18 protein-coding genes are annotated in these 22,594 nt (G+C 60.4%); 10 read left to right on the forward strand and 8 right to left on the reverse strand.

What is annotated here, in order from left to right; translation table 11 throughout:
• Positions 1-202: 202 nt before the first annotated feature.
• Together BN5935_RS09760 and plsY are read right to left on the reverse strand one after the other, a co-directional pair.
• Positions 203-1,903, reverse strand: a complete 1,701-nt coding sequence (locus BN5935_RS09760; protein ID WP_064975944.1) for an AMP-binding protein — start codon at positions 1,901-1,903, stop codon at positions 203-205.
• A gap of 118 nt (positions 1,904-2,021) precedes the next feature.
• A complete protein-coding gene (plsY, locus tag BN5935_RS09765) occupies positions 2,022-2,720 on the reverse strand; it encodes a glycerol-3-phosphate 1-O-acyltransferase PlsY (RefSeq protein ID WP_064975945.1) in 699 nt (232 codons plus the stop codon).
• A gap of 206 nt (positions 2,721-2,926) precedes the next feature.
• Here plsY and BN5935_RS09770 point away from each other — a divergent pair, with 206 nt between their 5' ends.
• From BN5935_RS09770 to BN5935_RS09780, 3 genes are read left to right on the forward strand one after another with little or no spacing between them, the layout of a single operon-like run.
• Positions 2,927-3,916 carry a YitT family protein gene (locus tag BN5935_RS09770; RefSeq protein ID WP_064975946.1) on the forward strand — a complete coding sequence of 330 codons (990 nt, stop codon included), beginning with the start codon at positions 2,927-2,929 and terminating at the stop codon, positions 3,914-3,916.
• Positions 3,917-5,269 (forward strand): tRNA (N6-isopentenyl adenosine(37)-C2)-methylthiotransferase MiaB, encoded by a 1,353-nt coding sequence (gene miaB / locus BN5935_RS09775; RefSeq protein WP_064975947.1) that lies wholly within the window; start codon positions 3,917-3,919, stop codon positions 5,267-5,269.
• A gap of 23 nt (positions 5,270-5,292) precedes the next feature.
• Positions 5,293-6,819: a DEAD/DEAH box helicase gene (locus BN5935_RS09780; RefSeq protein WP_394330948.1), complete on the forward strand. Its 1,527-nt coding sequence runs from the start codon at positions 5,293-5,295 to the stop codon at positions 6,817-6,819.
• Here BN5935_RS09780 and BN5935_RS09785 read toward each other — a convergent pair.
• Positions 6,702-8,204 (reverse strand): catalase, encoded by a 1,503-nt coding sequence (locus tag BN5935_RS09785; RefSeq protein WP_064975948.1) that lies wholly within the window; start codon positions 8,202-8,204, stop codon positions 6,702-6,704. The two genes, BN5935_RS09780 and BN5935_RS09785, sit on opposite strands and share 118 nt — an antisense overlap.
• Before the next feature lie 194 nt (positions 8,205-8,398).
• On the opposite strand from BN5935_RS09785, the gene BN5935_RS09790 reads away from it, so the two are divergent.
• Complete coding sequence (locus BN5935_RS09790; protein ID WP_064975949.1) at positions 8,399-9,232, forward strand: helix-turn-helix domain-containing protein; 834 nt, start codon at positions 8,399-8,401, stop codon at positions 9,230-9,232.
• Positions 9,233-9,320: 88 nt separating this feature from the next.
• Complete coding sequence (locus BN5935_RS09795) at positions 9,321-9,914, forward strand: DUF417 family protein (RefSeq protein WP_064975950.1); 594 nt, start codon at positions 9,321-9,323, stop codon at positions 9,912-9,914.
• A gap of 341 nt (positions 9,915-10,255) precedes the next feature.
• Here BN5935_RS09795 and der read toward each other — a convergent pair whose 3' ends face one another.
• Together der and BN5935_RS09805 are read right to left on the reverse strand one after the other, a co-directional pair.
• Positions 10,256-11,560: a ribosome biogenesis GTPase Der gene (gene der / locus BN5935_RS09800; protein ID WP_064975951.1), complete on the reverse strand. Its 1,305-nt coding sequence runs from the start codon at positions 11,558-11,560 to the stop codon at positions 10,256-10,258.
• A 203-nt stretch (positions 11,561-11,763) separates the two neighbouring features.
• A complete protein-coding gene (locus BN5935_RS09805; protein ID WP_082944205.1) occupies positions 11,764-13,869 on the reverse strand; it encodes a cation:proton antiporter in 2,106 nt (701 codons plus the stop codon).
• A gap of 217 nt (positions 13,870-14,086) precedes the next feature.
• Here BN5935_RS09805 and BN5935_RS09810 point away from each other — a divergent pair, with 217 nt between their 5' ends.
• Genes BN5935_RS09810 through BN5935_RS09830 form a run of 5 tightly spaced genes read left to right on the forward strand, consistent with a single transcriptional unit; the run spans position 14,087 to position 19,249 of the window.
• The gene (locus BN5935_RS09810) at positions 14,087-15,238 is read left to right on the forward strand and encodes an MFS transporter (RefSeq protein WP_064975952.1); all 1,152 of its coding nucleotides are present in this window, start codon (positions 14,087-14,089) and stop codon (positions 15,236-15,238) included.
• Between the two features lie 2 nt (positions 15,239-15,240).
• Positions 15,241-15,837 carry a porin family protein gene (locus BN5935_RS09815; RefSeq protein WP_064975953.1) on the forward strand — a complete coding sequence of 199 codons (597 nt, stop codon included), beginning with the start codon at positions 15,241-15,243 and terminating at the stop codon, positions 15,835-15,837.
• A 3-nt stretch (positions 15,838-15,840) separates the two neighbouring features.
• On the forward strand, positions 15,841-16,818 hold the full coding sequence (locus tag BN5935_RS09820) for a PhoH family protein (protein WP_064975954.1): 978 nt from the start codon (positions 15,841-15,843) through the stop codon (positions 16,816-16,818).
• Positions 16,819-16,821: 3 nt separating this feature from the next.
• A complete protein-coding gene (locus tag BN5935_RS09825) occupies positions 16,822-18,279 on the forward strand; it encodes an aminoacyl-histidine dipeptidase (protein WP_064975955.1) in 1,458 nt (485 codons plus the stop codon).
• Positions 18,280-18,286: 7 nt separating this feature from the next.
• A complete protein-coding gene (locus tag BN5935_RS09830) occupies positions 18,287-19,249 on the forward strand; it encodes a diacylglycerol/lipid kinase family protein (protein WP_064975956.1) in 963 nt (320 codons plus the stop codon).
• 64 nt (positions 19,250-19,313) lie between these two features.
• Here the strand turns inward: BN5935_RS09830 and uxuA are convergent, their stop codons facing one another.
• The 3 genes from uxuA to BN5935_RS09845 form a co-directional block, all read right to left on the reverse strand.
• The gene (gene uxuA, locus BN5935_RS09835) at positions 19,314-20,492 is read right to left on the reverse strand and encodes a mannonate dehydratase (protein WP_064975957.1); all 1,179 of its coding nucleotides are present in this window, start codon (positions 20,490-20,492) and stop codon (positions 19,314-19,316) included.
• Between the two features lie 156 nt (positions 20,493-20,648).
• The gene (locus BN5935_RS09840; protein ID WP_064975958.1) at positions 20,649-21,461 is read right to left on the reverse strand and encodes an SDR family oxidoreductase; all 813 of its coding nucleotides are present in this window, start codon (positions 21,459-21,461) and stop codon (positions 20,649-20,651) included.
• 6 nt (positions 21,462-21,467) lie between these two features.
• A complete protein-coding gene (locus BN5935_RS09845) occupies positions 21,468-22,544 on the reverse strand; it encodes a LacI family DNA-binding transcriptional regulator (protein WP_064975959.1) in 1,077 nt (358 codons plus the stop codon).
• Positions 22,545-22,594: the final 50 nt, after the last annotated feature.

Below are 22,594 nucleotides of genomic sequence, written 5' to 3' on the forward strand. Positions count from 1 at the left end.
GAATTGCATACGGTCAGGCAAAGTTTTCCGGCAAATAAAAGTACCGCGTTGCGGCACAAAAAATCCCCGGCTCTTGCTGAACCGGGGAGTAAAAAAAGCAGGTAACCGAACTAATTAGTGACGCCTCATTTGTTAGAAATGGATTCAAGTGACTATGAAGAATTTGGGATAGAGAATCCAAGTGGTTACCTGCCTGGGTCGTTTATTTGTTCAATAGCGATGGTGCATATAAGTAGCGTTTGATACTCCGTTTGGGGGTCTTTTCGAATTCCGTGGGGTAGATCGTGATCTCCGCGACCCGTTCGTAGGCGGCCAGTTGCGCGTTGAGCTCCTGCAGGTTGTTCTGCATGATCTGCGGCAGTTCCAGTTTGTCCACGCCTTCGTTTTCGGCCTGCTCGTAATCGGGGACCACCAGCGCCTTGAGACGGCCGTTGTCGCCTTCGAGGATCAGCGATTCGAGTACGAGGTACATGTTGTTTAACTTGTCCTCGATCTCCTCGGGGTAGATATTCTGTCCGTTGCCCGAGAGGATCATGGTCTTCGAACGGCCGCGGATGTAAAGCGTGCCGTCGGGGTCCATCGTGGCCATGTCGCCCGTGTGGAGCCATCCCTCCTCGTCGAGAACTTTTTTGGTGTCCTTGTCGTTCTTGTAATACCCCTTCATCACATGTTCGCCGCGGACGAGGATCTCGCCGGCCTCGTGTTCGGGGTCCGCCGAGTCGATCTTCACTTCGAGCAGCCCTTTCAGATAACGGCCGCACGAACCCGCCTTGAATTCGTTGTCGGGGGTGAAGCTGATGAGCGGGGCGCACTCGGTCATGCCGTAGCCGATGGTGATCGGGAACTTGATCTTCATCAGGAACGATTCGGTCTCCTGATTCATGGGGGCGCCTCCGACGATGAAAATTCCGACGTTGCCGCCGAAAGCGTCCATCAGTTTCTTGCGGATCACCGAGTAGATGGCCGAGTTGAGCAGCGGAATCTTCATGGCGATCGACATCGGGCCCTTCTCCAGCATCGGGAGCACCTGCTTGCGGTAGACCTTCTCGAGGATCATCGGCACGCAGCAGATGATCGTGGGTTTCACGACGGCCATGGCTTCGAGCAGGATCTTCGCCGCCGGGATCTTGCCCAGCAGGGTGATGTGCCCGCCGACGGCCAGCGGCGCCAGAAAATCGAAGGCGCAGCCGTAGGCGTGTGCCAGCGGCAGGAACGACAGCGTGCGTCCGCCTTTCTGGAAATAGCGCTGCCCGGTCTGGGTGTTGACCATCGTCATGGCGAACACCACGTTGCCCGTGAGGTTGTTCACCGTGAGCATCACGCCCTTGGAGTATCCCGTCGTTCCGGAGGTGTAGTTGAGCAGGACGACCTGATCGTTGGGAATTTCGGGGTATTTGATGTCGTTGATGCTGAATCCGCGCGGGTATTTTGCGCGGTAGTTCTTCACGATGTCGCGCTGGAACTTGGAGAGCGACTTGCCGTCGCGCTCGTATATCACATGGAAATCCGTGAGCGAAAAGACGGCTTCGATTCGTTTGATCTGGTCCTCCTCGATCACGTCCCAGAAATTGTCGCCCAGAAACAGCAGGCGGCTTTCCGAGTGGTTGATGATGTGGATGATGTCGGCGGGGGTGAAATCCTGCAGGATCGGCACGATCACGGCGCCGTAGGTGATGGTTCCTATGTAGGTGATGCACCAGCGGGGATTGTTGCGGCCGATCAGCGCGATCTTGTCGCCCTGCTTGATGCCGGCTTTCTTGAAGAGCAGGTGCAGCTTGGCAATCTCCTTGGCCATTTCATAATACGAAAAGGTCTCGTCCTTGAAATAGTCGGTGAGGGCCGGCATTTCACGGTTTTCCCGAAAGCTCGTTTCGTATATTTTCAGCAGGTTCTCCTGTAACATATCACTTGCATTGAGTGCCAATCGCGGCGCAAATATAACGCAAAAAAACGTTCTTGCCGCATGTCGCTGTAAAAATTATCCTTTTTTACCGATAATTTCGCCCGAAAGGGCGGCGGAACTATTTCTGGTCGGGTTCCTTATTTTCCTCTTTCGGCTTTTCGCCGGACATCGTGCGCCGGGGTTTCCAGATGTATATTTTCGATTCGGTGCCGGCTTTCAGACGCTCGATGTTCTTGCGGTGGGTGTAGATCAGCAGGATGGCGATCACGAACGAGAAGACCACGAAAGCGACCGATCCGTTGACCTTGGGCGAGATGAGCGTGAAGGCCGGGAAGCAGCATCCGGCGACCATCGACGAGAGCGACACATAGTGCGAAATCATCAGCATCACGAACCAGACGCCGAAGCAGAGCAGCGCCACGGGCGGATAGATGCCCGTTACGGCTCCGACGAGCGTCGCCACGCCCTTGCCGCCGCGGAATCCGGCGAATATCGGGAAGATGTGGCCCAGTACGGCGGCGAAGACGGCTACGATCTTGAGGTTGATGAGGTCGTTCTGCCCGATCAGGTCGTCGTACTGCATCAGTTCGATGATGGTCACGGCCACGAACCCTTTGAGGAAGTCGAGTGCGAAGACCGGCAGGGCGGCCCGGCGGCCCAGCACGCGGAGCATGTTGGTCGTCCCGGCGTTCTTCGAACCGTGTTCGCGGATGTCGATCCCGTAGTATTTCTTGCCGATCCACACGGCGCTCGGAATCGAGCCCAGCAGATAGGCGATGATAATCATGGTGGTAGCCGTATAAATAGTCAGAATCATCGTCGTTCGCAAATTGATTGTTAATGCAAATATAATAAAAAAATTCAGATATGGCCCGGGGACCGGAAAATTCCTGCCCCGGCGTCTGCATTTCCGGAGAATTTAGTATCTTTGGCTTCGCCGAAGATACTTCCGCTCGGCAATGTTCAAATAAATTTGACATTGCTCTCGCTTATTCGTATCTTTGCACCTTAAATACATAGTATATGAACACAAAGGCTTTGCTCGAACCGATGGGCTCGTGGGCGTGGTGGCGCTCGTGGTTTCTGATTTTCCTCGGCTGCTCGATCATGGGCGCGGGGTTCGTGCTTTTCGTCAATCCCTACAAGTTCGTCCCGGGCGGGGTCTACGGCATGGGTATCGTGCTGCACAACATCTTCCCCTCGATTCAGGTCGGAACGTTCGGTTATATGTTCGACATCCCGCTGATGCTGACGGCCATGCTGGTCTTCGGCGGCGGATTCGGGACGCGTACGGTGCTGGCGGCGCTCTATACGCCGGGCTTCATGAACATCCTGACGCGGCTGGTCTACCCCGATTCCGAGGCGGTCGAGTCGCTGGACCCTTCGCTGCTGCTGGGCGGACGGCTCGACCTTTCGAACGACCTGCTGCTGACGTGCGTCATCGGCGCCGTGGTGATCGGTGTCGGGCAGGGCATTGTCGTGCGGCAGCAGGCCACCACGGGCGGCACCGACATCGTGGGTATGCTGTTGCAGAAGTTCGCCGGGATCAAGTTCTCGACGGGCATCCTGCTGGCCGACGGGTTCGTCGTGCTGTCGGGATTGGCGGTCATCGGCTTCGGACTGGGTACGGGCGAGGCGGCCGCCAACGGCTGGATGCTGACGCTCTATTCGCTCATCACGATCTACATCTCCTCGCGGGTGATCGCCTACCTGCTCGACGGAGCTTCGTATGATAAGCTGCTGTTCATCATCAGCGACCACCACGAAGAGTTGAAGCGTTTCATCATCGATGACCTCGACCGCAGCGCCACCTATATCAAGTCGAAGGGCATGTACACCGATTCGCTGCGCGACATGATCTTTCTGGTGGTAAGCCGCAAGGAGGTGCGTTTGGTGCAGCATAAGATCAAGGAGATCGATCCCAAGGCTTTCGTCGTGGTGACGGACGCCTATGAAACCTTCGGGGAGGGCTTCAAGCAGTTCCCCGAGAAGAACGAGATACACGCGGAATAAATGAATTTCAACATCAACACGCTGCGCCCGCTCGAGGGTGCCGGGCGCAGGCTTTTCGTTGAGACCTACGGCTGCCAGATGAACGTCGGCGACACGGAGATCGTCGTGTCGCTCATGCAGCGCGAGGGTTACGTCTATACGGAGACGATCGGCGAGGCCGATGTCATACTGATCAATACCTGCTCGATTCGGGACAATGCCGAGCAGCGCATCTGGGGCCGGCTGGCCGAGATGAAGCGCTACCGGCGCGAACGTCCGGGGCTCGTCGTGGGGGTCATCGGCTGTATGGCCGAACGGCTGCGCGAGAAGCTGGTCGAAGGACCCCACGGCGTCGATGTCGTGGCCGGGCCTGACGCTTACCGCGACCTCCCGCGTCTGGTCCGCGAGGCCGAGGCGGGCGGCAAGGGCGTCAACGTCCTGCTCTCGACCGAGGAGACCTATGCCGAGATCGCTCCCGTGCGCCTCGACCGCAACGGCGTGAGCGCTTTCGTGGCCATCATGCGCGGATGCAACAATTTCTGTTCCTACTGCGTGGTCCCCTATACGCGGGGCCGCGAGCGGAGCCGCGATGCGGAGACCATTCTGGCCGAGGTGCGGAGCCTCTTCGAAAACGGCTACCGCGAGGTGACGCTGCTGGGCCAGAACGTCAACTCCTACCGTGCCGGGGAGACCGGTTTCCCCGAACTGATCCGTCGTGTGGCGGAGGTTTCGCCGCTGCTGCGCGTGCGTTTCGCCACGTCGCATCCCAAGGACATGAGCGACCGCCTGCTGGAGGTCATGGCCGCAATGCCCAACATCTGCCGTTCGATCCATCTCCCGGCCCAGTCGGGCTCTACGGCGATGCTCGAACGCATGAATCGTAAATACAGCCGCGAATGGTATCTCGATCGCATCGCCGCCATCCGCCGCTACCTGCCCGACTGTGCGATCACCACCGACCTGATCGCGGGTTTTTCGGGCGAGACCGAGGAGGAGCATGCCGAAACCCTGTCGCTGATGCGTGAGGTGGGGTATGAATTCGCCTATATGTTCAAATATTCGGAGCGTCCCGGGACTTTCGCTGAGAAGCATCTTCCGGACGACGTGCCGGACGAGGTGAAGTCGCGCCGGCTGCAGGAGATCATCGCCCTGCAGAACGAATTGGGGCATGCGAGCAACCTGCGCGACGTGGGCCGTGAGTTCGAGGTGCTGGTCGAGGGCGAGTCGAAGCGCGACCGGAACCAGCTTTCGGGCCGTACCTCGCAGAACAAGGTGGTGGTGTTCGACCGCGGGGACCACAAGGTCGGCGACTATGTAAAGGTGCGCATCACGGGCTGTACGTCCGCGACATTATTCGGAGAAGAGATATTTTAGGTTAAAATTTAATAGGACAAGTTATGCGTTTTGACGAACTCGACTTGGAGGATGAAATCCTCGACGGTCTTGAGGATATGAATTTCCACGAAATGACTCCCGTGCAGGAGCATACGATCCCGGTGATTCTGGAGGGCCGCGACATCATCGGCTGCGCCCAGACCGGCACGGGAAAGACGGCGGCCTATACGCTGCCGCTGCTGAACAAACTGCTGCTGGACGGCAATCCCGACAACGTGGTGAAATCGCTCATCATCGTGCCGACGCGCGAGCTGGCGCAGCAGATCGACCAGCAGTTTCAGGGTTTCTCCTACTATGCCCCCATATCCACCACCGTTGTTTACGGCGGCGGCGACGGCAAGGGCTGGGACGTCCAGAAGAACGGCATGCTGAGCGGCTCCGACGTGGTGATCGCCACTCCGGGCCGCATGATCGCCCACCTGCAGAACAGCGGCGTAGACCTTTCGCATGTCGAATACCTGATCCTCGACGAGGCCGACCGCATGCTGGACATGGGTTTCTCGGAGGACATCATGAAGATCGTGTCGTATATGCCCAAGGAGCGGCAGACGATCATGTTCTCGGCCACGCTGCCCCCGAAGATCCGCGAGCTGGCCAAGACCATCCTGCGCAACCCCGCGGAGGTCAACATCGCCATTTCGAAGCCCAACGAGGCCATCGACCAGTCGGCCTATATCTGTTACGAAAATCAAAAACTGGGCATCATCCGCGAGCTGTTCGCCGAGCCGACCGATTCGAAGACGATCATCTTCTCGTCGTCGAAACTCAAGGTCAAGGAGCTGGCCCACACGCTCAAGCGGATGAAACTCGACGTGGCGGCCATGCACTCCGATCTGGAGCAGAGCGAGCGCGAGGAGGTGATGCTCAATTTCCGCAATAACAAGATTCGCATTCTTGTCGCCACGGACATCGTTGCCCGGGGTATCGACATCGAGGATATCGGCTTGGTGCTCAACTACGACGTGCCGCATGACCCCGAGGATTACATCCACCGCATCGGCCGTACTGCCCGCGCGGCGGCTACGGGCAGTGCCGTGACGTTCGTCAGCGAGGAGGAGCAGGGCAAGTTCCACCAGATCGAGAAGTTCATCGAGCGCGACATCCGCAAGGCCGAACTGCCCGAAAGCGTCGGTGCGGGACCGAAATACGCTCCCGACGAGAACCGCGGCCGTTTCGGACGCGGCGGCCGGGGCGGGGGACGTTCCGGGGCCGGAGGCCGCGGGCGAGGTGGCCGGAGCGACCGTTCGGGCCGCAACAGCCGGGATCGTCGGCGGTCCGCGCGACCGCCGCCGTCACCGCGGGGGCCGCAACCGTCGCCGCGGCGACAAGCCGCAGGGCGGAGAACCGACTCCGCAGGCATAAACCGAAAAATCCCCGGAACGGCTAAGTTCCGGGGATTTTTGTCTGTCTACTATTTCTTGTTGCGGGGGTCCCAAGAGGGATGCGCGGGGTCTTCGGCCGTGAGGGCCTCTTCGAGCGAGATTCCGAGCGCCTCGGCCACGCCTTTGCCGTATGCCGGATCTGCATAGTAGCAGTGGCGCACATGGCGCTGCTTGATGAACAGTTCGGCATCGCCCATGGCGCGCGCCGTGTTCTCGCAGGTCACCTGCCGGTCTTCGGGCGACATCACGCGCCACAGCAGTCCGGGCTGGGTGAAATAGTCGTCGTCCAACTCGCGCTCGTCGTAGTTGAACACGTCGCCGTTCACGGCCAGAGGCGGCTCCTTGAGGGCGGGGTTGTCCTGCCACTCGCCGTAGCTGTTGGGTTCGTAACCCTTGGCCGAGCCGTAGTTGCCGTCGGTGCGCATCTGCCCGTCGCGGTGGAAGGCGTGGAACGGACAGCGGGGCTTGTTCACGGGGATCTCCGTGTGATTCACGCCCAGACGGTAGCGCTGTGCGTCGCCGTAGGAGAACAGGCGGCCCTGCAGCATCTTGTCGGGCGAGAAACCGATGCCCTCGACGATGTTCATGGGGTTGAACGCCGACTGTTCGACATCCGCATAATAGTTTTCCGGATTGCGGTTCAGCTCCAGAACGCCCACCTCGTGCAGCGGGAAATCCTTGTGGTACCAAACTTTCGTCAGGTCGAACGGATTGAGCTTGTAGTTGCGGGCCTCCTCCTCGGTCATCAGTTGCACATACATCGTCCAGCGCGGGAAATCGCCGCGCTCGATGGCGTCGTACAAGTCCCTCTGGTGCGATTCGCGGTCCCTGCCCACGAGTGCCTCGGCCTCGGCGTCCGTCAGGTTCTTGATACCCTGCTGGGTCGTGAGGTGGAACTTCACCCAGATGCGCCGGTTGTCCTTGTTGTAGAAACTGTAGGTGTGGCTTCCGAATCCGTGCATGTGGCGGTAGGAGGCCGGAATTCCGCGCGGCGACATCGTGATGGTCACCTGATGCAGCGCCTCGGGCAGCAGGGTCCAGAAATCCCAGTTGTTGTTGGCCGAACGCAGGTTGGTGCGCGGGTCGCGCTTCACGGCGTGGTTCAAATCGGGGAACTTCAGCGGGTCGCGCAGGAAGAACACCGGGGTGTTGTTGCCCACGAGGTCCCAGTTGCCCGCGTCGGTGTAGAACTTCATGGCGAAGCCGCGGATGTCGCGCTCGGCATCGGCCGCGCCGCGCTCTCCGGCGACGGTCGAGAAACGCACGAAGCATTCGGTCTTCTTGCCGACTTGGGCGAAGATCGAGGCGCGCGTATATTGGGTGATGTCCTTCGTGACCGTGAAGGTGCCGAACGCGCCGGAGCCTTTGGCGTGCATGCGGCGTTCGGGAATGACCTCGCGGTCGAAGTGTGCGAGTTTTTCGAGGAACCACGGATCCTGCAGCGTCACGGGGCCGCGGACGCCTGCGGTCTGAATGTTCTGATTGTCGGCGATCGGCCGGCCGTTCTCGGCTGTCAGTTGTTTTTTGTCCATTGTCGTTTATTTTGGTGTGACGAATCTGTTATAAAAGTACGACGGAATTCTTTGATTTGCAAATCAATAATATTGATGACTCCATAATAGAAACTTATGTTTGCCAAAATCATGCCCGGACGGAACGGGCTTCCTGACGGAAATTTTCCGGCCGATCGTGCGGAATTTCGGGTCCGGGGTGTTATCTTTGGAATATGAACATTGCATTCAGCACTCCACTGCAAGGCAACCTCGTCCTGTGCCGCGACCTCCGCGAGGCGGAGTTGATGCGTTGGGGCGGTCTTTACAAATTCCTCTGGGTGCGGCAGGGCAGCCTGTCGCTGGAGGTCGACCATGTCCCGATGCAGCTCGCCGCCGGGGAGATCGTTTCGCTGACACCCCTGCACCGTATCGGCAACCTCCGCTGTGACGGCGACTGCCTTTCGCTGTTGTTCGACAGCAATTTCTACTGCATCTTCGGCCACGACGGCGAGGTTTCGTGCAACGGCCTGCTGTTCAACGGCTCCTCCGAGCCCTTGCGGCTGGCGCTCTCCGCCCGGCGGCAGGAGGCCCTCGGACGTATCGTCGAGGAATTGTGCGCCGAATACGAGGTGAACGACGGACTGCGCGAGGAGATGCTCCGCATGCAGCTCAAACGCTTCATCATCGTCTGCACGCGCGCCGCGCGTGAGCATTTCGGGGTCGACGGCCCGCAGGAACAGTTGTTCGACACCGTGCGGCGTTTCCATGTGCTTGTCGACGAGCATTTCCGCACCCGCAAACGGGTGCAGGATTATGCCGAGCTGCTGCACCGTTCGCCCAAGACCCTTTCCAACCTTTTCGCCGCCTGCGGGCATGCGTCGCCGCTGAGCGTCATCCACGACCGCGTCAACGCCGAAGCGCGCCGGCTGCTGCTCTATACCGGTAAGAGCGCCAAGGAGGTCGGCTATCTGCTGGGGTACGAGGATACGGCGGCATTCAGCCGTTTCTTCGCCAAGATGAACGGCGAGAGCATCACCTCGTTCCGTTCCCGCCTGCAAAGGGAATAATCGCCAAGTCATCCGGCACTCCTGCCATCGTGCGGACGGGCGGAAATGCGGAACTTTGCATCATCGAAACTTTTAAAACCGAATAACGATGATGCAAAAACTTTCCGGCCTGTTTTACGGCTTTCTGAAAATCGCCGCCGATGCGCAGCGGCTCGGCCTCGGTATGCTCCGGGTCGCCATTCTGGTGATCTTCGTCTGGATCGGGGGACTCAAATTCTGGAACTACGAGGCCGAGGGCATCGTGCCCTTCGTCGCCAACAGCCCCTTCATGAGCTTCTTTTACAACACGAAGGCGCCCGAATACAAACAGTACAAGATGCCCGAAGGCAGTTTCAACGCCGACAAGCACGCGTGGCATGTGGCGAACAACACCTACGGGTTTTCGCACGGACTGGGCCTGCTGATCATGTCGATCGGCATCCTGACCTTCTTCGGATTTTTCTCTGCGCGTGTGGGGCTGGTGGGTGAACTGCTGGCCATCGCGATGACGCTCGGAACCCTCTCGTTTCTGGTCACCACGCCCGAGGTGTGGGTCCCCGACTTGGGCAGCGGGGAGTACGGATTTCCGCTGCTGTCGGGCGCGGGACGGCTGGTCATCAAGGATACGGCCATTCTTGCCGGCGCAGTGGTGCTGCTCTCGGACACGGCCCGAAAGCTGCTTGCGCGGCGGAAAAATGCATAATAAAAATCCCCTCCGATTTTCCGGAGGGGATTCTGATTTGTGGCGGAAGAGGATCGACTTTATTTCTGTCTGAAATAGATTTGCATCGGGGGTCCCGGTATACAAAAGTCCCCCTTTTCAAAGGGGGATTTAGGGGGATTGTCGGTACTGGATTTTTCGGGGATTGTATGGCGTTTTAGGGGGCAATCCCGTCTGGATGCTTACTTCTGTCGGAAATAAATCTGCATGGGGTGTCCCGGTATACAAAAGTCCCCCTTTTCAAAGGGGGATTTAGGGGGATTGTCGGTACTGGATTTTTCGGGGATTGCATGGCGTTTTAGGGTGCAATTCCGTCTGGATGCTTATTTCTGTCGGAAATAAATCTGCATCGGGACTCCCGAAAAATCCCACTTGTCGCGCATGTTGTTCTCGAGGAAGCGGCGGTAGGGCTCCTTGATGTACTGCGGCAGGTTGACGAAGAACGCGAACTGCGGCGTCGGCGTCGGCAACTGGGTGACGTACTTGATCTTGATGTACTTGCCCTTTGTCGCAGGGGGCGGGTAGTTCTCGATCAGCGGCAGCATGTAGTCGTTGAGTTCCGAGGTCGAAATGCGCCGCTTGCGCGACTGGTAGACGCGGATCGAGGTCTGGAGCACGTCGAAGATGCGCTGTTTGTTCATCACCGAGGTGAAGATGATCGGAATGTCGTTGAACGGCGCGAGTTTCTTCTTGAGGAACTCGGTCCACTCCTTCATCGTGTTGCTGTCCTTTTCGATGAGGTCCCATTTGTTGACCACGATCACGCATCCCTTGCGGTTGCGGACGATCAGGTTGTGGATGTTCAGGTCCTGCGACTCGAGCCCCTGCTGGGCGTCGAGCATCAGGATGCAGACGTCCGAATTTTCGATGGCCCGGATCGAGCGCATCACCGAGTAGAATTCGAGGTCCTCCATCGTCTTGCCCTTCTTGCGCATGCCGGCCGTGTCGACGAGGTAGAAATCCATCCCGAACTTGTTGTAGCGCGTGTGGATCGAGTCGCGCGTGGTTCCGGCGATTGAGGTCACGATGTTGCGCTCCTCGCCCAGCAGGGCGTTGGTGAGCGACGATTTCCCGACGTTGGGACGGCCCACGATGGTGATGTGGGGCAGGTCGTCGTCCACCTCGGCGGCGGCTTCGGCCGGGAGCGCGGCAAGGATGGCATCCATCAGGTCGCCCGTGCCGGTGCCCGACATCGACGAGATGCAGTAGGGATCGCCCAGTCCGAGGGCGTAGAACTCGTGCGAGGAGTATATCTGGTCGTTGTTGTCGACCTTGTTGCAGACGAGGATCACCTTTTTCGAAGTGCGGCGCAGGATGTCGGCCATCAGCATGTCGAGGTCGGTGATGCCGGTCTTGACCTCCACGAGGAACAGAATGACATCGGCCTCGTCGATGGCCAGCAGCACCTGACGGCGGATTTCGTCCTCGAAGATGTCCTCCGAGTTGACGGTGTATCCGCCCGTGTCGATCACGGAGAATTCCTTGCCGTTCCAGTCCGTTTTACCGTAGTGGCGGTCACGGGTGGTTCCAGCCGTCGCATCGACGATCGCCTTCCGTTCGCCCACGAGACGGTTGAAGAGGGTGCTTTTGCCGACGTTCGGACGGCCCACAATTGCTACGAGGCTCATATTTCTTTTTTATTTTACTGCAAAGATACGAATAAGCCGAGAGAAAAAAGCAAGTTCGCTTGCATTTTTTCCGAGGCGTATTATCTAAGGCAAAGCCAAAGATACGAAAAAACGGATGGGTCAAAACGCTCGTCCTCTTTCTAAAAGTGCCGTTACGGCACCAAAGATAGCGCAAACCGGGCGCACTGCCAAATTTATTTCCGTCAGATATACCGGCTTTCGGTATCGCCGGCCTGCACGGGGTAGAGCAGTACGGAACTGTATGCGGCGAAAAGGTGCTCGAGCATGGCGGGGATGCGGCTCATGGCGGGGTGGTAGGAGACCCTTTCGCGGCGGCTCATCACGAACCACAGGCAGTCGTCGTCGCGCAGGTCGTGTTCGAGCGAGGGCAGGTCGTCCCACAGTTCGAACGGCACGAAATCGAGATTTGCCGTGCGTTTGCGGCCTTTCGGACGCAGGTATTCCATCGTCGTCGCCGGGGCGAAGACCACGATTTTGATCCCTGAATTCTCGGCCAGATGGCGGATGCGGCGCAGCCACATCTGGAATCCCGCCTCCTGCTCGGCCTTCTCGGGCACCACGATCAGGTGGCGCTTGATGGTCGTCAGGGGTTGCACGGGGTTGTAGATGAAGGTCGTGACGTTGCTCCGCGCCAGCACGTCGGCGGCCATCTTGCCGATGCCCGTGCCCGTGCCGCCGTGGATGCCCGGAATCGCCGGGATGCCCGGGACGGCGGGCGCTCCGTGGTGCATGCCCATCACGATGTCGGTGATGTTGCGTTCGCGGACCACGCTGACGATGGCGTTGGAGATGTTCACGTCGTAGCGCAACAACTCCTGCAGGTAGATGTCGCCCGCGGCGGCGGCCGTGGCCGCCACATCGAGAATCTTCTGGGCCCGTTTTTCGACGTTGGGGTCCTCGACCTGATTGTCGACGGCGTGCAGGGCGTAGAGCCCGTTGGGCTCCTTGGCGCGTTTGAGCATCGCGCTCAGGCCGACCAGTTCGTCGGCCGTGCGCTCGTCGGCCACCGGGATCAGGATGTGGTCCTCCTGCTTGGGGGCTTTGTCGTCGGCGTCGTGCGTGTGGCGGACGGCGATGTTGTGTGCGCCGCGCTGCGTGGCGAAGGTCGAAATGGTGCAGGTGGCCAGAATCATCAGGATCGTGCCGTTGAGCACGCTCTCGTTCAGCAGGCGGATGGGTTCGCCGTCGGGCGTGTGGCCCAGAATGACGTTGTAGCCGACCATCACGGCGGCCAGCGTCGCGGCCACATGGGCCGAACTCAGGCCGAAGATCACCGTCCGCTGGTCGCGCGAGAGGCGGAATGTCTTTTGGGTGAGCCACGCCGCAATGAATTTCGCGGCCGTAATCAGCACGATCATGATGGCCGCCACCTCGATGCTCTCCCAGTCGCGGAAGAAGGCGCGGTAGTCGATGAGCATGCCCACGCCGATCAGGAAGAAGGGGATGAAGATGGCGTTGCCGACGAACTCGATGCGGTTCATCAGCGGCGAGGTGCGGGGGATCAGGCGGTTGAGGGCCAGCCCCGAGAGGAATGCGCCGATGATCGGCTCCAGTCCCGCCAGCTGGGCGAGGTAGGCGCCCAGAAAGACCATCACCAGCACGAAGATGTACTGCGAGACGTTGTCGCTGCACTGCTTGAAGAACCAGTGGGCGATCAGCGGAAAGAGAAAGACGATGATGACGATGCAGAGGAGGACCGAGCCGCCGAGCCGCCACCAGAACATCTCGTCGACGTTGCCCGTGGCCATGCCGACGATCACGGTGAGCAGCAGCAGGGCCAGCGTGTCGGTGATGACCGTGCCGCCGACGGCGATGGTCACGGCCTTGTCGCGGGCGATGCCGAGTTTGCTGACGATGGGGTAGGCGATGAGCGTCTGCGAGGCGAAGAGTCCGGCCAGCAGGATCGAGGAGTAGATCGAGAATCCCATGACGTAATACCCGGCCAGAATACCGAGGCCCAATGGAACGCAGAAGGTGTAGAGTCCGAAGATGAGGCTTCGCCAACTGTTTTTCTTGAAGTCGGACATGTCCATGTCGAGCCCCGAGAGGAACATGATGTAGAGGAGGCCGGCCGTTCCCGAGAGGATGATGCTGCTGTCGCGCAGCACGAGGTTCAGGCCGTGGGGACCGATCACCGCACCCGCGATGATGAGCCCCAGCAGATAGGGGATTTTGAGTTTGTTCAGCAGCAGCGGAGCCGCGAGGATGATGACCAGAATCAGCATGAACTTCAGGATCGGGTCCTCGAGCGGCAGCGTCAGATTTATATTGTGTGCGAATAGCAGCATGGGCATAAAAAGTGTCGTTATGAGACCAAATATACGAAAATCCGCGGTTATTTCCAAACGGGCGGGACGCTTTGTGCGGACAGGGCGTATCTTGCACGTTTTTTGTTCATTGTCGGCAGCAAAGATACGCAATTGGGAAATAAACGGTGTCCCGAACGCGTTTTTTAGAGAAAAAAACGTAACTTTGAAAAATTTGAAACCCGAAATTCCGCCTCGGATGAGCGTAGACAAAGTCGATAAGAAGTTGCTCGGGCCCGTGCTTGCGGGCTTTTTCATCATGGGATTCTGCGACATGGTGGCGCCCATCACGGGCCGCATCGCCGCCGAATTCCCGGCCGAACGGCAGGCTGCCGTGAGTTTCCTGCCGACGATGGTGTTCCTCTGGTTTCTGGTGCTCTCGACCCCCGTCGCCGCGCTGATGAACCGCTGGGGCCGGAAGGCCACGGCGCTGGTCGGCTACGGATTCACGATCGCGGGGCTGACGGTGCCTTTCGCCGCGGGCGCCGACTGCGCGCTGGGGTGGTATTTCGCAGGCTTCGGACTGCTGGGCATCGGCAATACGGCGATTCAGGTGGCCGTCAACCCCCTGCTGGCGACCATCGTTCCCGGCGAGCGGATGACCAGCTACCTGACCGTCGGCCAGATATTTCGCAACACCTCGCTCCTGCTGCTGGCCCCGATCGTCACGGGGCTCGTCGCCCTGACGGGGTCGTGGCGGCTCCTGCTGCCCATCTACGCCGGACTGACCGTTGTGGGCGGCATCTGGCTGCAACTGACCGCGGTGCCGGAACCCGCGCAGATGGGACGCGCCGCGTCGCTGGCCGACTGTTTCCGCCTGCTGAAAAACCGCGCCGTACTGCTCTCGACGCTGGGCGTGGCGGCGTTCATCGCCGCCGACGTGGGTATCGGATTCCTCTCGGTGCGGCTGATCGACAACCCCTCGTCGATCCTCACCACCACGGGATTCTACGCCTGCCGCATCGTCGGAACACTCATCGGCGCATGGGTGCTGGTGCACGTCTCCGACGTGAAATACCTCGGCTGGAACATGGCCGGGGCGCTGGCGCTGTGCATCGCGCTGCTGTTCGTGCGCAACGAGGCGGCGATCTATGCCGCCGTCGGGCTGCTGGGCTTCGGCATGGCGTGCGTCTTTGCCACATTCTATGCCGTGGCGACCAAGGCCGTGCCCGGGAGCGCCAACGAAGTGGCCGGGCTGATGATTATGGCCATCTCGGCCGGAGCGGTCTCGGGACCCGTCTGCGGCGCGATCATCCGCGCTTCGGGCAATCCGCATCTGGGGATGCTGTTCGTCGCCGCATGCGTCGGCTACATGCTCTGGGCCTCCGTCAAACTGAAAACCAAACGCTGACTATGATACGCAAGATCGTACTGACCCTGTTGCTTGGAGGCGCCGTGCTGAGCGCCGCCGCGCAGAAACCCCGCGCCCGGGTGGAATGGGGCGTCGTCGGGGGTATCAACATTCCCGACTACACGACCAACATGAAAGCCGCCGACGTGAAGAACAAACTGGGCTGGCAGGCCGGTATCGTCACGGCCGTCAACCTCGGGGCTTTCGCCGTCGAGCCGCAGATACTCTACGTCCGGCAGGGGCTCCGCATCCGTCCCGAAGGGGCGAAGGAGATCAACCTCAAGTCGAACTCGATCGACGTTCCGGTGCTGGCGTCGTTCCGCCTGCTGAAGCCCGTGCGCATCTATGCCGGTCCGGTCTTCACGGTGATGAACGACTGCAAGCAGAAGTCGGGCGGCGATCTGCTCGACTTCGGGCGCATCCGTCCGACGCTCTCCTACACGGTGGGGGCCGGGGTGGTGCTGATGCGCCACCTGCTGATCGACCTGCGTTACAACGGCCAGTTCCGTTCGAAGCACGAGGTGGTGCTGCCCGACGGAAGCCAGCTCGATAAACTTCGTACCTATAATGTTGCGCTCAGCTTCGGCTATCTATTCTGATCTATGACGGAAACAGTCGGAAAGGAAATACTCATCGAAGGCGTCGATCCCCGCGAGTTGTACGGGGCGCAGAACGTCTACCTCGAACAGATCAAATCGCTGCACCCCGCGCTGAAAGTCGTGGCCCGCGGCTCGTCGCTCAAGGTCCTCGGCTCCGAGGCCGAGACCCGGCGGTTCGCCAAACGCATGGACTCGCTGGTGGCCTATTACCTCAAGTACGGGCATGTCTCGTCGCAGGTGATCGACCAGTGCTTCTCGGGCGGCATCACGCAGGACGACGCCCCGGTGGACAAGGACGTGATCGTCTACGGCAACAACGGCAACATCGTCCGGGCCCGGACCGTCAACCAGCAGCGGCTCGTCAAACTCTACGACAAGAACGACCTGCTGTTCGCCGTGGGTCCCGCCGGCTCGGGCAAGACCTACACGGCCATTGCGCTGGCCGTCCGCGCCCTGAAAGAGAAGCAGGTGCGGCGCATCATCCTCACGCGCCCGGCTGTCGAGGCGGGCGAGAAGCTGGGCTTTCTGCCCGGCGACATGAAGGAGAAACTCGATCCCTACCTGCAACCGTTGTACGATGCGCTGAACGACATGATCCCGCCCGTCAAACTCCAGAAGTTCCTCGAGGACGGGACCGTGCAGATCGCCCCGCTGGCCTACATGCGCGGCCGCACGCTGGACAATGCTTTCGTCATTCTGGACGAGGCGCAGAACACCACCTTGTCGCAGATTAAGATGTTCCTCACGCGCATGGGCCGCAACGCGCGGTTCATCGTCACGGGCGACGTGACGCAGATCGACCTGCCCCGCCGGAGCGACAGCGGACTGGTCCGCACGATGGAGATTCTGCGCGGCATCGCCGACATCGGCATCGTGGAGTTCGACAAGCGCGACATCGTGCGCCATCCGCTGGTGAAACACATCGTCGAGGCGTTCGACAAACATACGGAACCCGAACATTCAAACCCAAAAACAGAATAAGCTATGGATCGTAATTTAACGGCGCTGAAACCGGCGCTCGTCTGGAAACATTTTGCGGAGATCGTCCGCATTCCGCGTCCCTCGTACCACGAGGAGAAGATCCGCAAATACATCCTCGATTTCGCCCGCGCGCAGGGCCTCGAATGCAAGGAGGACGCGGCGCACAACGTCTATGTCTCGAAACCCGCCTCGAAGGGGATGGAGAACCGCAAGGGCGTGATCCTGCAGGCGCACCTCGACATGGTGCCGCAGAAGAACAACGACAAGCAGTTCGACTTCACGAAAGACCCCATCGACGCCTACATCGACGGCGACTGGGTGACGGCCGACGGCACGACGCTCGGGGCCGACAACGGCATCGGCGCGGCGGCGATCCTCGCGGTGCTGGAGGACAAGACCTTGAAACACGGCCCGCTGGAGGCGCTCTTCACGGCCACCGAGGAGACCGGCATGGACGGCGCTTTCGGGCTGAAAAAGGGACTTCTCAAAGGCGACATCCTGCTGAACCTCGACTCCGAGGAGGAGGGCGAACTCTATGTGGGCTGCGCCGGAGGACTCGACGCCAACGTCACGTTCAAGTACAAGGCCGAGCCGACGCCCGCCCGCAACTATACCGCTGCAAAGATCACGGTGAAAGGGCTCAAGGGCGGCCACTCGGGCATTCAGATCGTCTGCCAGCGCGCCAACGCCAACAAGGTGCTGTTCCGTTTCCTGAACGCCTCGCCGTGCGACGTACTGCTGGCGTCGGTGGACGGCGGCGGTCTGCGCAATGCCATTCCGCGCGAGGCCGAGGCCGTAGTGCTGGTCAGGACCAAGGACTACGACGGGTTCGCCAAGGCGCTGAAAGCCTATGAAAAGGTCGTCAAGGCCGAATACGCCGGTATCGAGGATGCAGTGTCGATCAAGGTCAAGGAGTGCGACAAACCGGCGGAGATGCTTCCGAAGGAGGTCGCCGCCAATCTCACGAAGGCCGTGGTCGCCTGCCCCGACGGGGTGCAGAAGATGTCGATGGCGATGCCCGGACTGGTGCAGACCTCGACGAACCTTGCGCGCGTGGTGTCGGACGGCAAGACCGTGAAACTCCAATGCCTGCTGCGCAGTTCGGTGGGTACGGAGAAGGCGGCGCTGGGCGAGGCCATGGCCGCGGTCTTCGCGCTGGCCGGTGCCAAGACCGACCTGACGGGCTCCTACGACGGCTGGAACCCCAATATGGAGTCGCCGATCCTGAAAGCCATGACCGCCTCCTACGAAGCGCTCTACGGCAAGAAACCCGCCGTGACGGCCATTCACGCCGGACTGGAGTGCGGCATCATCGGCAGCAAATACCCCAAGATGGACATGATCTCGTTCGGTCCGACGATCTGCTATCCCCACTCGCCCGACGAAAAGGTTCAGATCGCTTCGGTCGGCAAGTTCTACGACTTTCTGGTAGACACGCTGCGCAACATTCCCGAAAAGTAGACGCAGCGTGGCAGCCAATTCCGAAACTTGGTTCGTCATCGTCAATCCCGTGGCCGGAGGCGGCCGCGGGCTCGACCATTTTCCGCAGATCTCGAAGCACCTGCGCGATGCGCATATCCTTTGCGAACCGGTCTTCACGGAGCATAAGTTCCACGCCACGGAACTCACCGTGTGGGCCGTGCGCGAGGGCTACCGCCGCATCATCGTCGTGGGCGGCGACGGTACGCTGCACGAGGTGGTGAACGGGCTGTTCATCCAGCAGGAGGTGTGCCCCAGCGATGTGCTGCTGGCTGTGGTGGCCGTCGGCACGGGCAACGACTGGGTCCGCACGTTCGGCATTTCGAACCGTTATCAGGACGCCGTGAAAGCCATCAGCGAGGGCTGTTCGTTCCTGCAGGACGTCGGGGTGGTCTCCTACGAGGAGGCTCACTACCGCCAGAGCCGCTACATGGCCAATGTCGCCGGAGCGGGCTTCGACGCCCATGTCGTGCGCAAGCTCTCGCACCTGAAAAAGAAGGGCCACAAGAGCCGCTGGCGCTATACGTGGTGTCTGGTGAAGAATTTCTTCCGTTACAAGTCCACGGGTGTCAAGGTCTGGGTCGACGACCGGCTGGTCTACAACAACCTGCTGCTGTCGGCGGCTGTGGGCATCTGTAAATTCAACGGCGGCGGCATCCAGCAGTTGCCCGAGGCGGTTGCCGACGACGGTATGCTCGACCTGTCGCTGATCCGCCCGGTGCATTTCTGGCACCTGCTGTTCCGCTTCCACTACCTCTTCAACGGCGGCATCTACCGCATCCGCCACATCTTGCAGGAGCGCGGCAGCCGCATCCGCATCGAATCGTCGCCCGAGGGGTCGGTCGAGATCGACGGCGAGCCGCTGGGGCATACGCCCCTCGAATTCTCGGTGCTCCATCAGGCCGTGCGGATCGTTGTAGGGCGCGATTTCTTCGAGAAAGCCTCTTGTTAAGTATACCATGTAAAGAAACGGGGACCTGACATCAGTCAGGTCCCCGTTTCTCATATAGGCGGGATTACTTGTCGGCGTAGAGCGATCGGGCGATGCCCAGCTCCAGACCGCGCAGCTCGGCCAGACCGCGCAGGCGGCCCAGACACGAATAACCCGGATTGGTCTTCTTTTTCAGGTCGTCGATCATCTGATGACCGTGGTCGGGACGCATCGGGATCGAGATGCCGCGGCGCTGCTGAATCTCCAGCAGGGCTTTCATCACGTCGTACATCGGCACGTCGCCTTCGAGGTGGTTGGCTTCGTAGAAATTGCCCTCGGCATCGCGCTGCGTCGAGCGCAGGTGGACGAAATTCACCCGGTCGCCCTGACGGAGCATCATCCCCGGCAGGTCGTTCTTCGCCGAGACGCCGAACGATCCCGTGCAGAGGCACAGACCGTTCGAAATGTTGGGAACGGCCGCTACCAGCTTCTCGAAATCGGATTCCGTGGAGAGGATGCGCGGCAGGCCGAGAATCGGGTAGGGGGGATCGTCGGGGTGGATGGCCAGCACGGCGCCCGCCTCGTCGGCGACAGGGGCTACTTCCTTGAGGAACGCGATGAGGTTCGCACGGAGGGTCTCCGCATCGACGCCCTTGTAGCGGTCCAGTTCCTGCTGGAACTGCTCCAGCGTGAAACTCTCCTCCGAACCGGGCAGGCCCGCGATCATGTTGCGGGTGATGAGTTCGATCTCCGCGGCGTCCATCTGCTCGAAACGGGCCTTGGCGATGGCGCGCTCGGCCTCGGTGTACTCCTGCTCGGCGCCGGGACGCTTGAGGATGTGGAGGTCGAAGGCGAGGAACGCCGCACGCTCGAAGCGCAGGGCGCGCGATCCGTCGGGCAGCTCGTAGGCGAGGTTCGTGCGCGTCCAGTCCAGAACGGGCATGAAGTTATAGGTGATGACCTTCACGCCGCAGGCCGCGAGGTTGCGGATCGACTGTTTGTAGTTCTCGATATAGCGCTGGAAGTCGCCCGTGCGGGTCTTGATGTGCTCGTGAACGGGAACGCTCTCGACGACCGACCATGTGAGGCCCGCGTCGGCGACCGTCTGCTGGCGTTTTTGAATCTCCTCGACGGTCCATACTTCGCCGTTGGGAATGTGGTGGAGGGCGGTCACGATGTCCGTGGCTCCGGCTTGGCGGATATCCTCCAGCGATACGGGGTCGTTCGGACCGTACCACCGCCAAGATTGCTTACATAGATACATGGCTGAATGCAGTTTTAAAGCTCGTCCCTCCGATCGCTCCGGGCGGTTTCGACTCACGGCCTCTGGCCGTGTTTACAAGTCTGACCCCACCCTAAACCCCTCCCTCGGGAGGGGCTTGTCGCACGCGACCGGAATGACGCGCCGATTGGTTATTCACTAAATAGAGAATGCGTCGAAACCGCCGTCGACGACGGCCAGCGCGCCCGTCACGAACGACGAAGCGTCGCTGATGAGGTAGTGGATCGTACCCAGCAGCTCCTCGGGCTCGGCGAAGCGGCCGGCGGGGGTGTGGGCGATGATCGTCCGCGCACGGTCGGTGTACGAACCGTCGGGGTTCGTCAGCAGCGTGCGGTTCTGGTTCGTCAGCAGGAAGCCCGGGACGATGGCGTTAACGCGCATTTCGGGGCTGAACTTCATGGCCAGCTCGGCAGCCATGTATTTCGTGTAGTTGCCGATGGCGGCTTTCGCGGCGCCGTAGCCCACCACGCGGGTCAGCGGACGCAGGGCCGATTCGGAGCAGAAGTTGACGATCACGCCCTTCTTGCGGGCCGTCATGGCCTCGCCGAAGACCGTCGTGGGCAGCACCGTGCCGAAGAGGTTGAGGTCCACGACCTTCTTGAAGGCGTCGATCTCCAGATCGAGGAACGACTTGTCGGGGGCGATCGTCGCGCCGCCCATGTTGCCGCCGGCGGCATTCAGGAGGATGTCGATGCAGCCGTAAGCCTTGAGGATCGCCTCGCGGTTCGAAACGAGCACTTCGCGGTTCAGTACGTCGGTCACGAGGAACAGCGCCTCGCCGCCCTTCTCGCGGATCGACGACGCAAGCGCCTCGCCCGACTGCTCGTCGCGGTCGAGAACGACGACTTTAGCCCCCTGCTCGGCGAGGTATTCGCAGATCGAGCGGCCCAGAATGCCGGCCCCGCCCGTCACGACGACGACGCGGCCACGGATGTCAAACAGATTTTTCATGGTTTTTCAGATAAGGTTGTTTTTATAATATTGAATGTTCTCTTTCAGCAGAATGTCGATCGGCATGTGGTTGACCGGCGCCTCGGGGCGGCGTCCCTCGACCAGCCATTCGCACAAGGCCATCACCCCGCGGTAGCCCTGCGCCTCGGGGCGCTGGGCTACCAAGGCCGTCACCACGCCCGCGTCGAGCATCTGCCCGTTGCGGCGGATGACGTCGTAGCCCACCAGCCGGACGTCCGTGCGGCGGCGTGCCGCGAGGTAGCCCGCCAGAATGTAGCACGTCGAATTGAAAGTCACGGCTCCGGCGATCGCGTGGTGTTTGAGGAACAGGTCGTCGAGCACCTCGCGGTTGTAATCCTCGTCGTCGAGCCGCAGCGCGGCGTAGTGGAGCTGTCCCCGGAATCCTTTTTCCCGGAGGTAGCTGCGGAATCCCTCCTCGCGGCTGCGGCCCTGATTCGAACCTCCGTCGCCGCGGTGGATGATGTTGCCCACGACGATGTCGGAACCGGGGTCGAGACGGTCGAACAGCAATCTCGCGGCGACCACTCCGGCATCGAACGACGAAGTGCCGAAATAGGCCAGTTGGTTGCATTCCGGGATGTTCGAATCGACAAACACATAGGGGATGCCCCTCCGGTCGAGTTCGTGTGCGAAGGGGGCGACCGTCTCGGCAAAAAGCGTGGCGATCACTGCGCCGTCGAACGCTTCGTCGCGCAGTTGCGCGAGCAGTTTCTCGCACGACGAGCGGTCGTATTGGTCGAAGACGAACTTGCGGACCGCGATGTTGTAACGCCGGGCTTCGGCCTCGGCACGGACGATTCCGGCGTCGAAATCGGCCCAGTATTCGCCCTGCGCGAAGCGGGGCATCACCACGGCCAGCGTATATTGGCGGCCCGAGGCCAGCGAACGGGCGATCAGGTTGGGGCGGTAGTTCACGGCGTGAAGCACTTCGTTGATGCGTGCGAGGTTCTCCTCCGAGACCTTGCCGCGGTTGTGGATCACGCGGTCGACGGTAGCTACCGACACCCCCGCCATGCGGGCGATGTCGACGATGCGGACCGTCGTATTTTCGTTGTCAGCCATGATTCGGCAGCGGGTTTGAAGTTTCTACCGCAAATCTACGCATAATTTTC

The sequence above is a fragment of the Alistipes provencensis genome, from assembly GCF_900083545.1.
Lineage (GTDB): Bacteria > Bacteroidota > Bacteroidia > Bacteroidales > Rikenellaceae > Alistipes > Alistipes provencensis.

Excerpts from the sequence above, each read along its gene's own strand:
- BN5935_RS09815 (WP_064975953.1), top strand. The coding sequence starts at position 15,241 with ATGATACGCAAGATCGTACTGACCCTGTTGCTTGGAGGCGCCGTGCTG.
- BN5935_RS09790 (WP_064975949.1), top strand. The coding sequence starts at position 8,399 with ATGAACATTGCATTCAGCACTCCACTGCAAGGCAACCTCGTCCTGTGC.
- BN5935_RS09795 (WP_064975950.1), top strand. The coding sequence starts at position 9,321 with ATGATGCAAAAACTTTCCGGCCTGTTTTACGGCTTTCTGAAAATCGCC.
- BN5935_RS09825 (WP_064975955.1), top strand. The coding sequence starts at position 16,822 with ATGGATCGTAATTTAACGGCGCTGAAACCGGCGCTCGTCTGGAAACAT.
- plsY (WP_064975945.1), bottom strand. The coding sequence starts at position 2,720 with ATGATTCTGACTATTTATACGGCTACCACCATGATTATCATCGCCTAT.
- BN5935_RS09780 (WP_394330948.1), top strand. The coding sequence starts at position 5,293 with ATGCGTTTTGACGAACTCGACTTGGAGGATGAAATCCTCGACGGTCTT.
- BN5935_RS09820 (WP_064975954.1), top strand. The coding sequence starts at position 15,841 with ATGACGGAAACAGTCGGAAAGGAAATACTCATCGAAGGCGTCGATCCC.
- BN5935_RS09770 (WP_064975946.1), top strand. The coding sequence starts at position 2,927 with ATGAACACAAAGGCTTTGCTCGAACCGATGGGCTCGTGGGCGTGGTGG.
- BN5935_RS09785 (WP_064975948.1), bottom strand. The coding sequence starts at position 8,204 with ATGGACAAAAAACAACTGACAGCCGAGAACGGCCGGCCGATCGCCGAC.
- uxuA (WP_064975957.1), bottom strand. The coding sequence starts at position 20,492 with ATGTATCTATGTAAGCAATCTTGGCGGTGGTACGGTCCGAACGACCCC.
- BN5935_RS09845 (WP_064975959.1), bottom strand. The coding sequence starts at position 22,544 with ATGGCTGACAACGAAAATACGACGGTCCGCATCGTCGACATCGCCCGC.
- BN5935_RS09810 (WP_064975952.1), top strand. The coding sequence starts at position 14,087 with ATGAGCGTAGACAAAGTCGATAAGAAGTTGCTCGGGCCCGTGCTTGCG.
- BN5935_RS09840 (WP_064975958.1), bottom strand. The coding sequence starts at position 21,461 with ATGAAAAATCTGTTTGACATCCGTGGCCGCGTCGTCGTCGTGACGGGC.
- BN5935_RS09760 (WP_064975944.1), bottom strand. The coding sequence starts at position 1,903 with ATGTTACAGGAGAACCTGCTGAAAATATACGAAACGAGCTTTCGGGAA.
- der (WP_064975951.1), bottom strand. The coding sequence starts at position 11,560 with ATGAGCCTCGTAGCAATTGTGGGCCGTCCGAACGTCGGCAAAAGCACC.
- miaB (WP_064975947.1), top strand. The coding sequence starts at position 3,917 with ATGAATTTCAACATCAACACGCTGCGCCCGCTCGAGGGTGCCGGGCGC.
- BN5935_RS09805 (WP_082944205.1), bottom strand. The coding sequence starts at position 13,869 with ATGCTGCTATTCGCACACAATATAAATCTGACGCTGCCGCTCGAGGAC.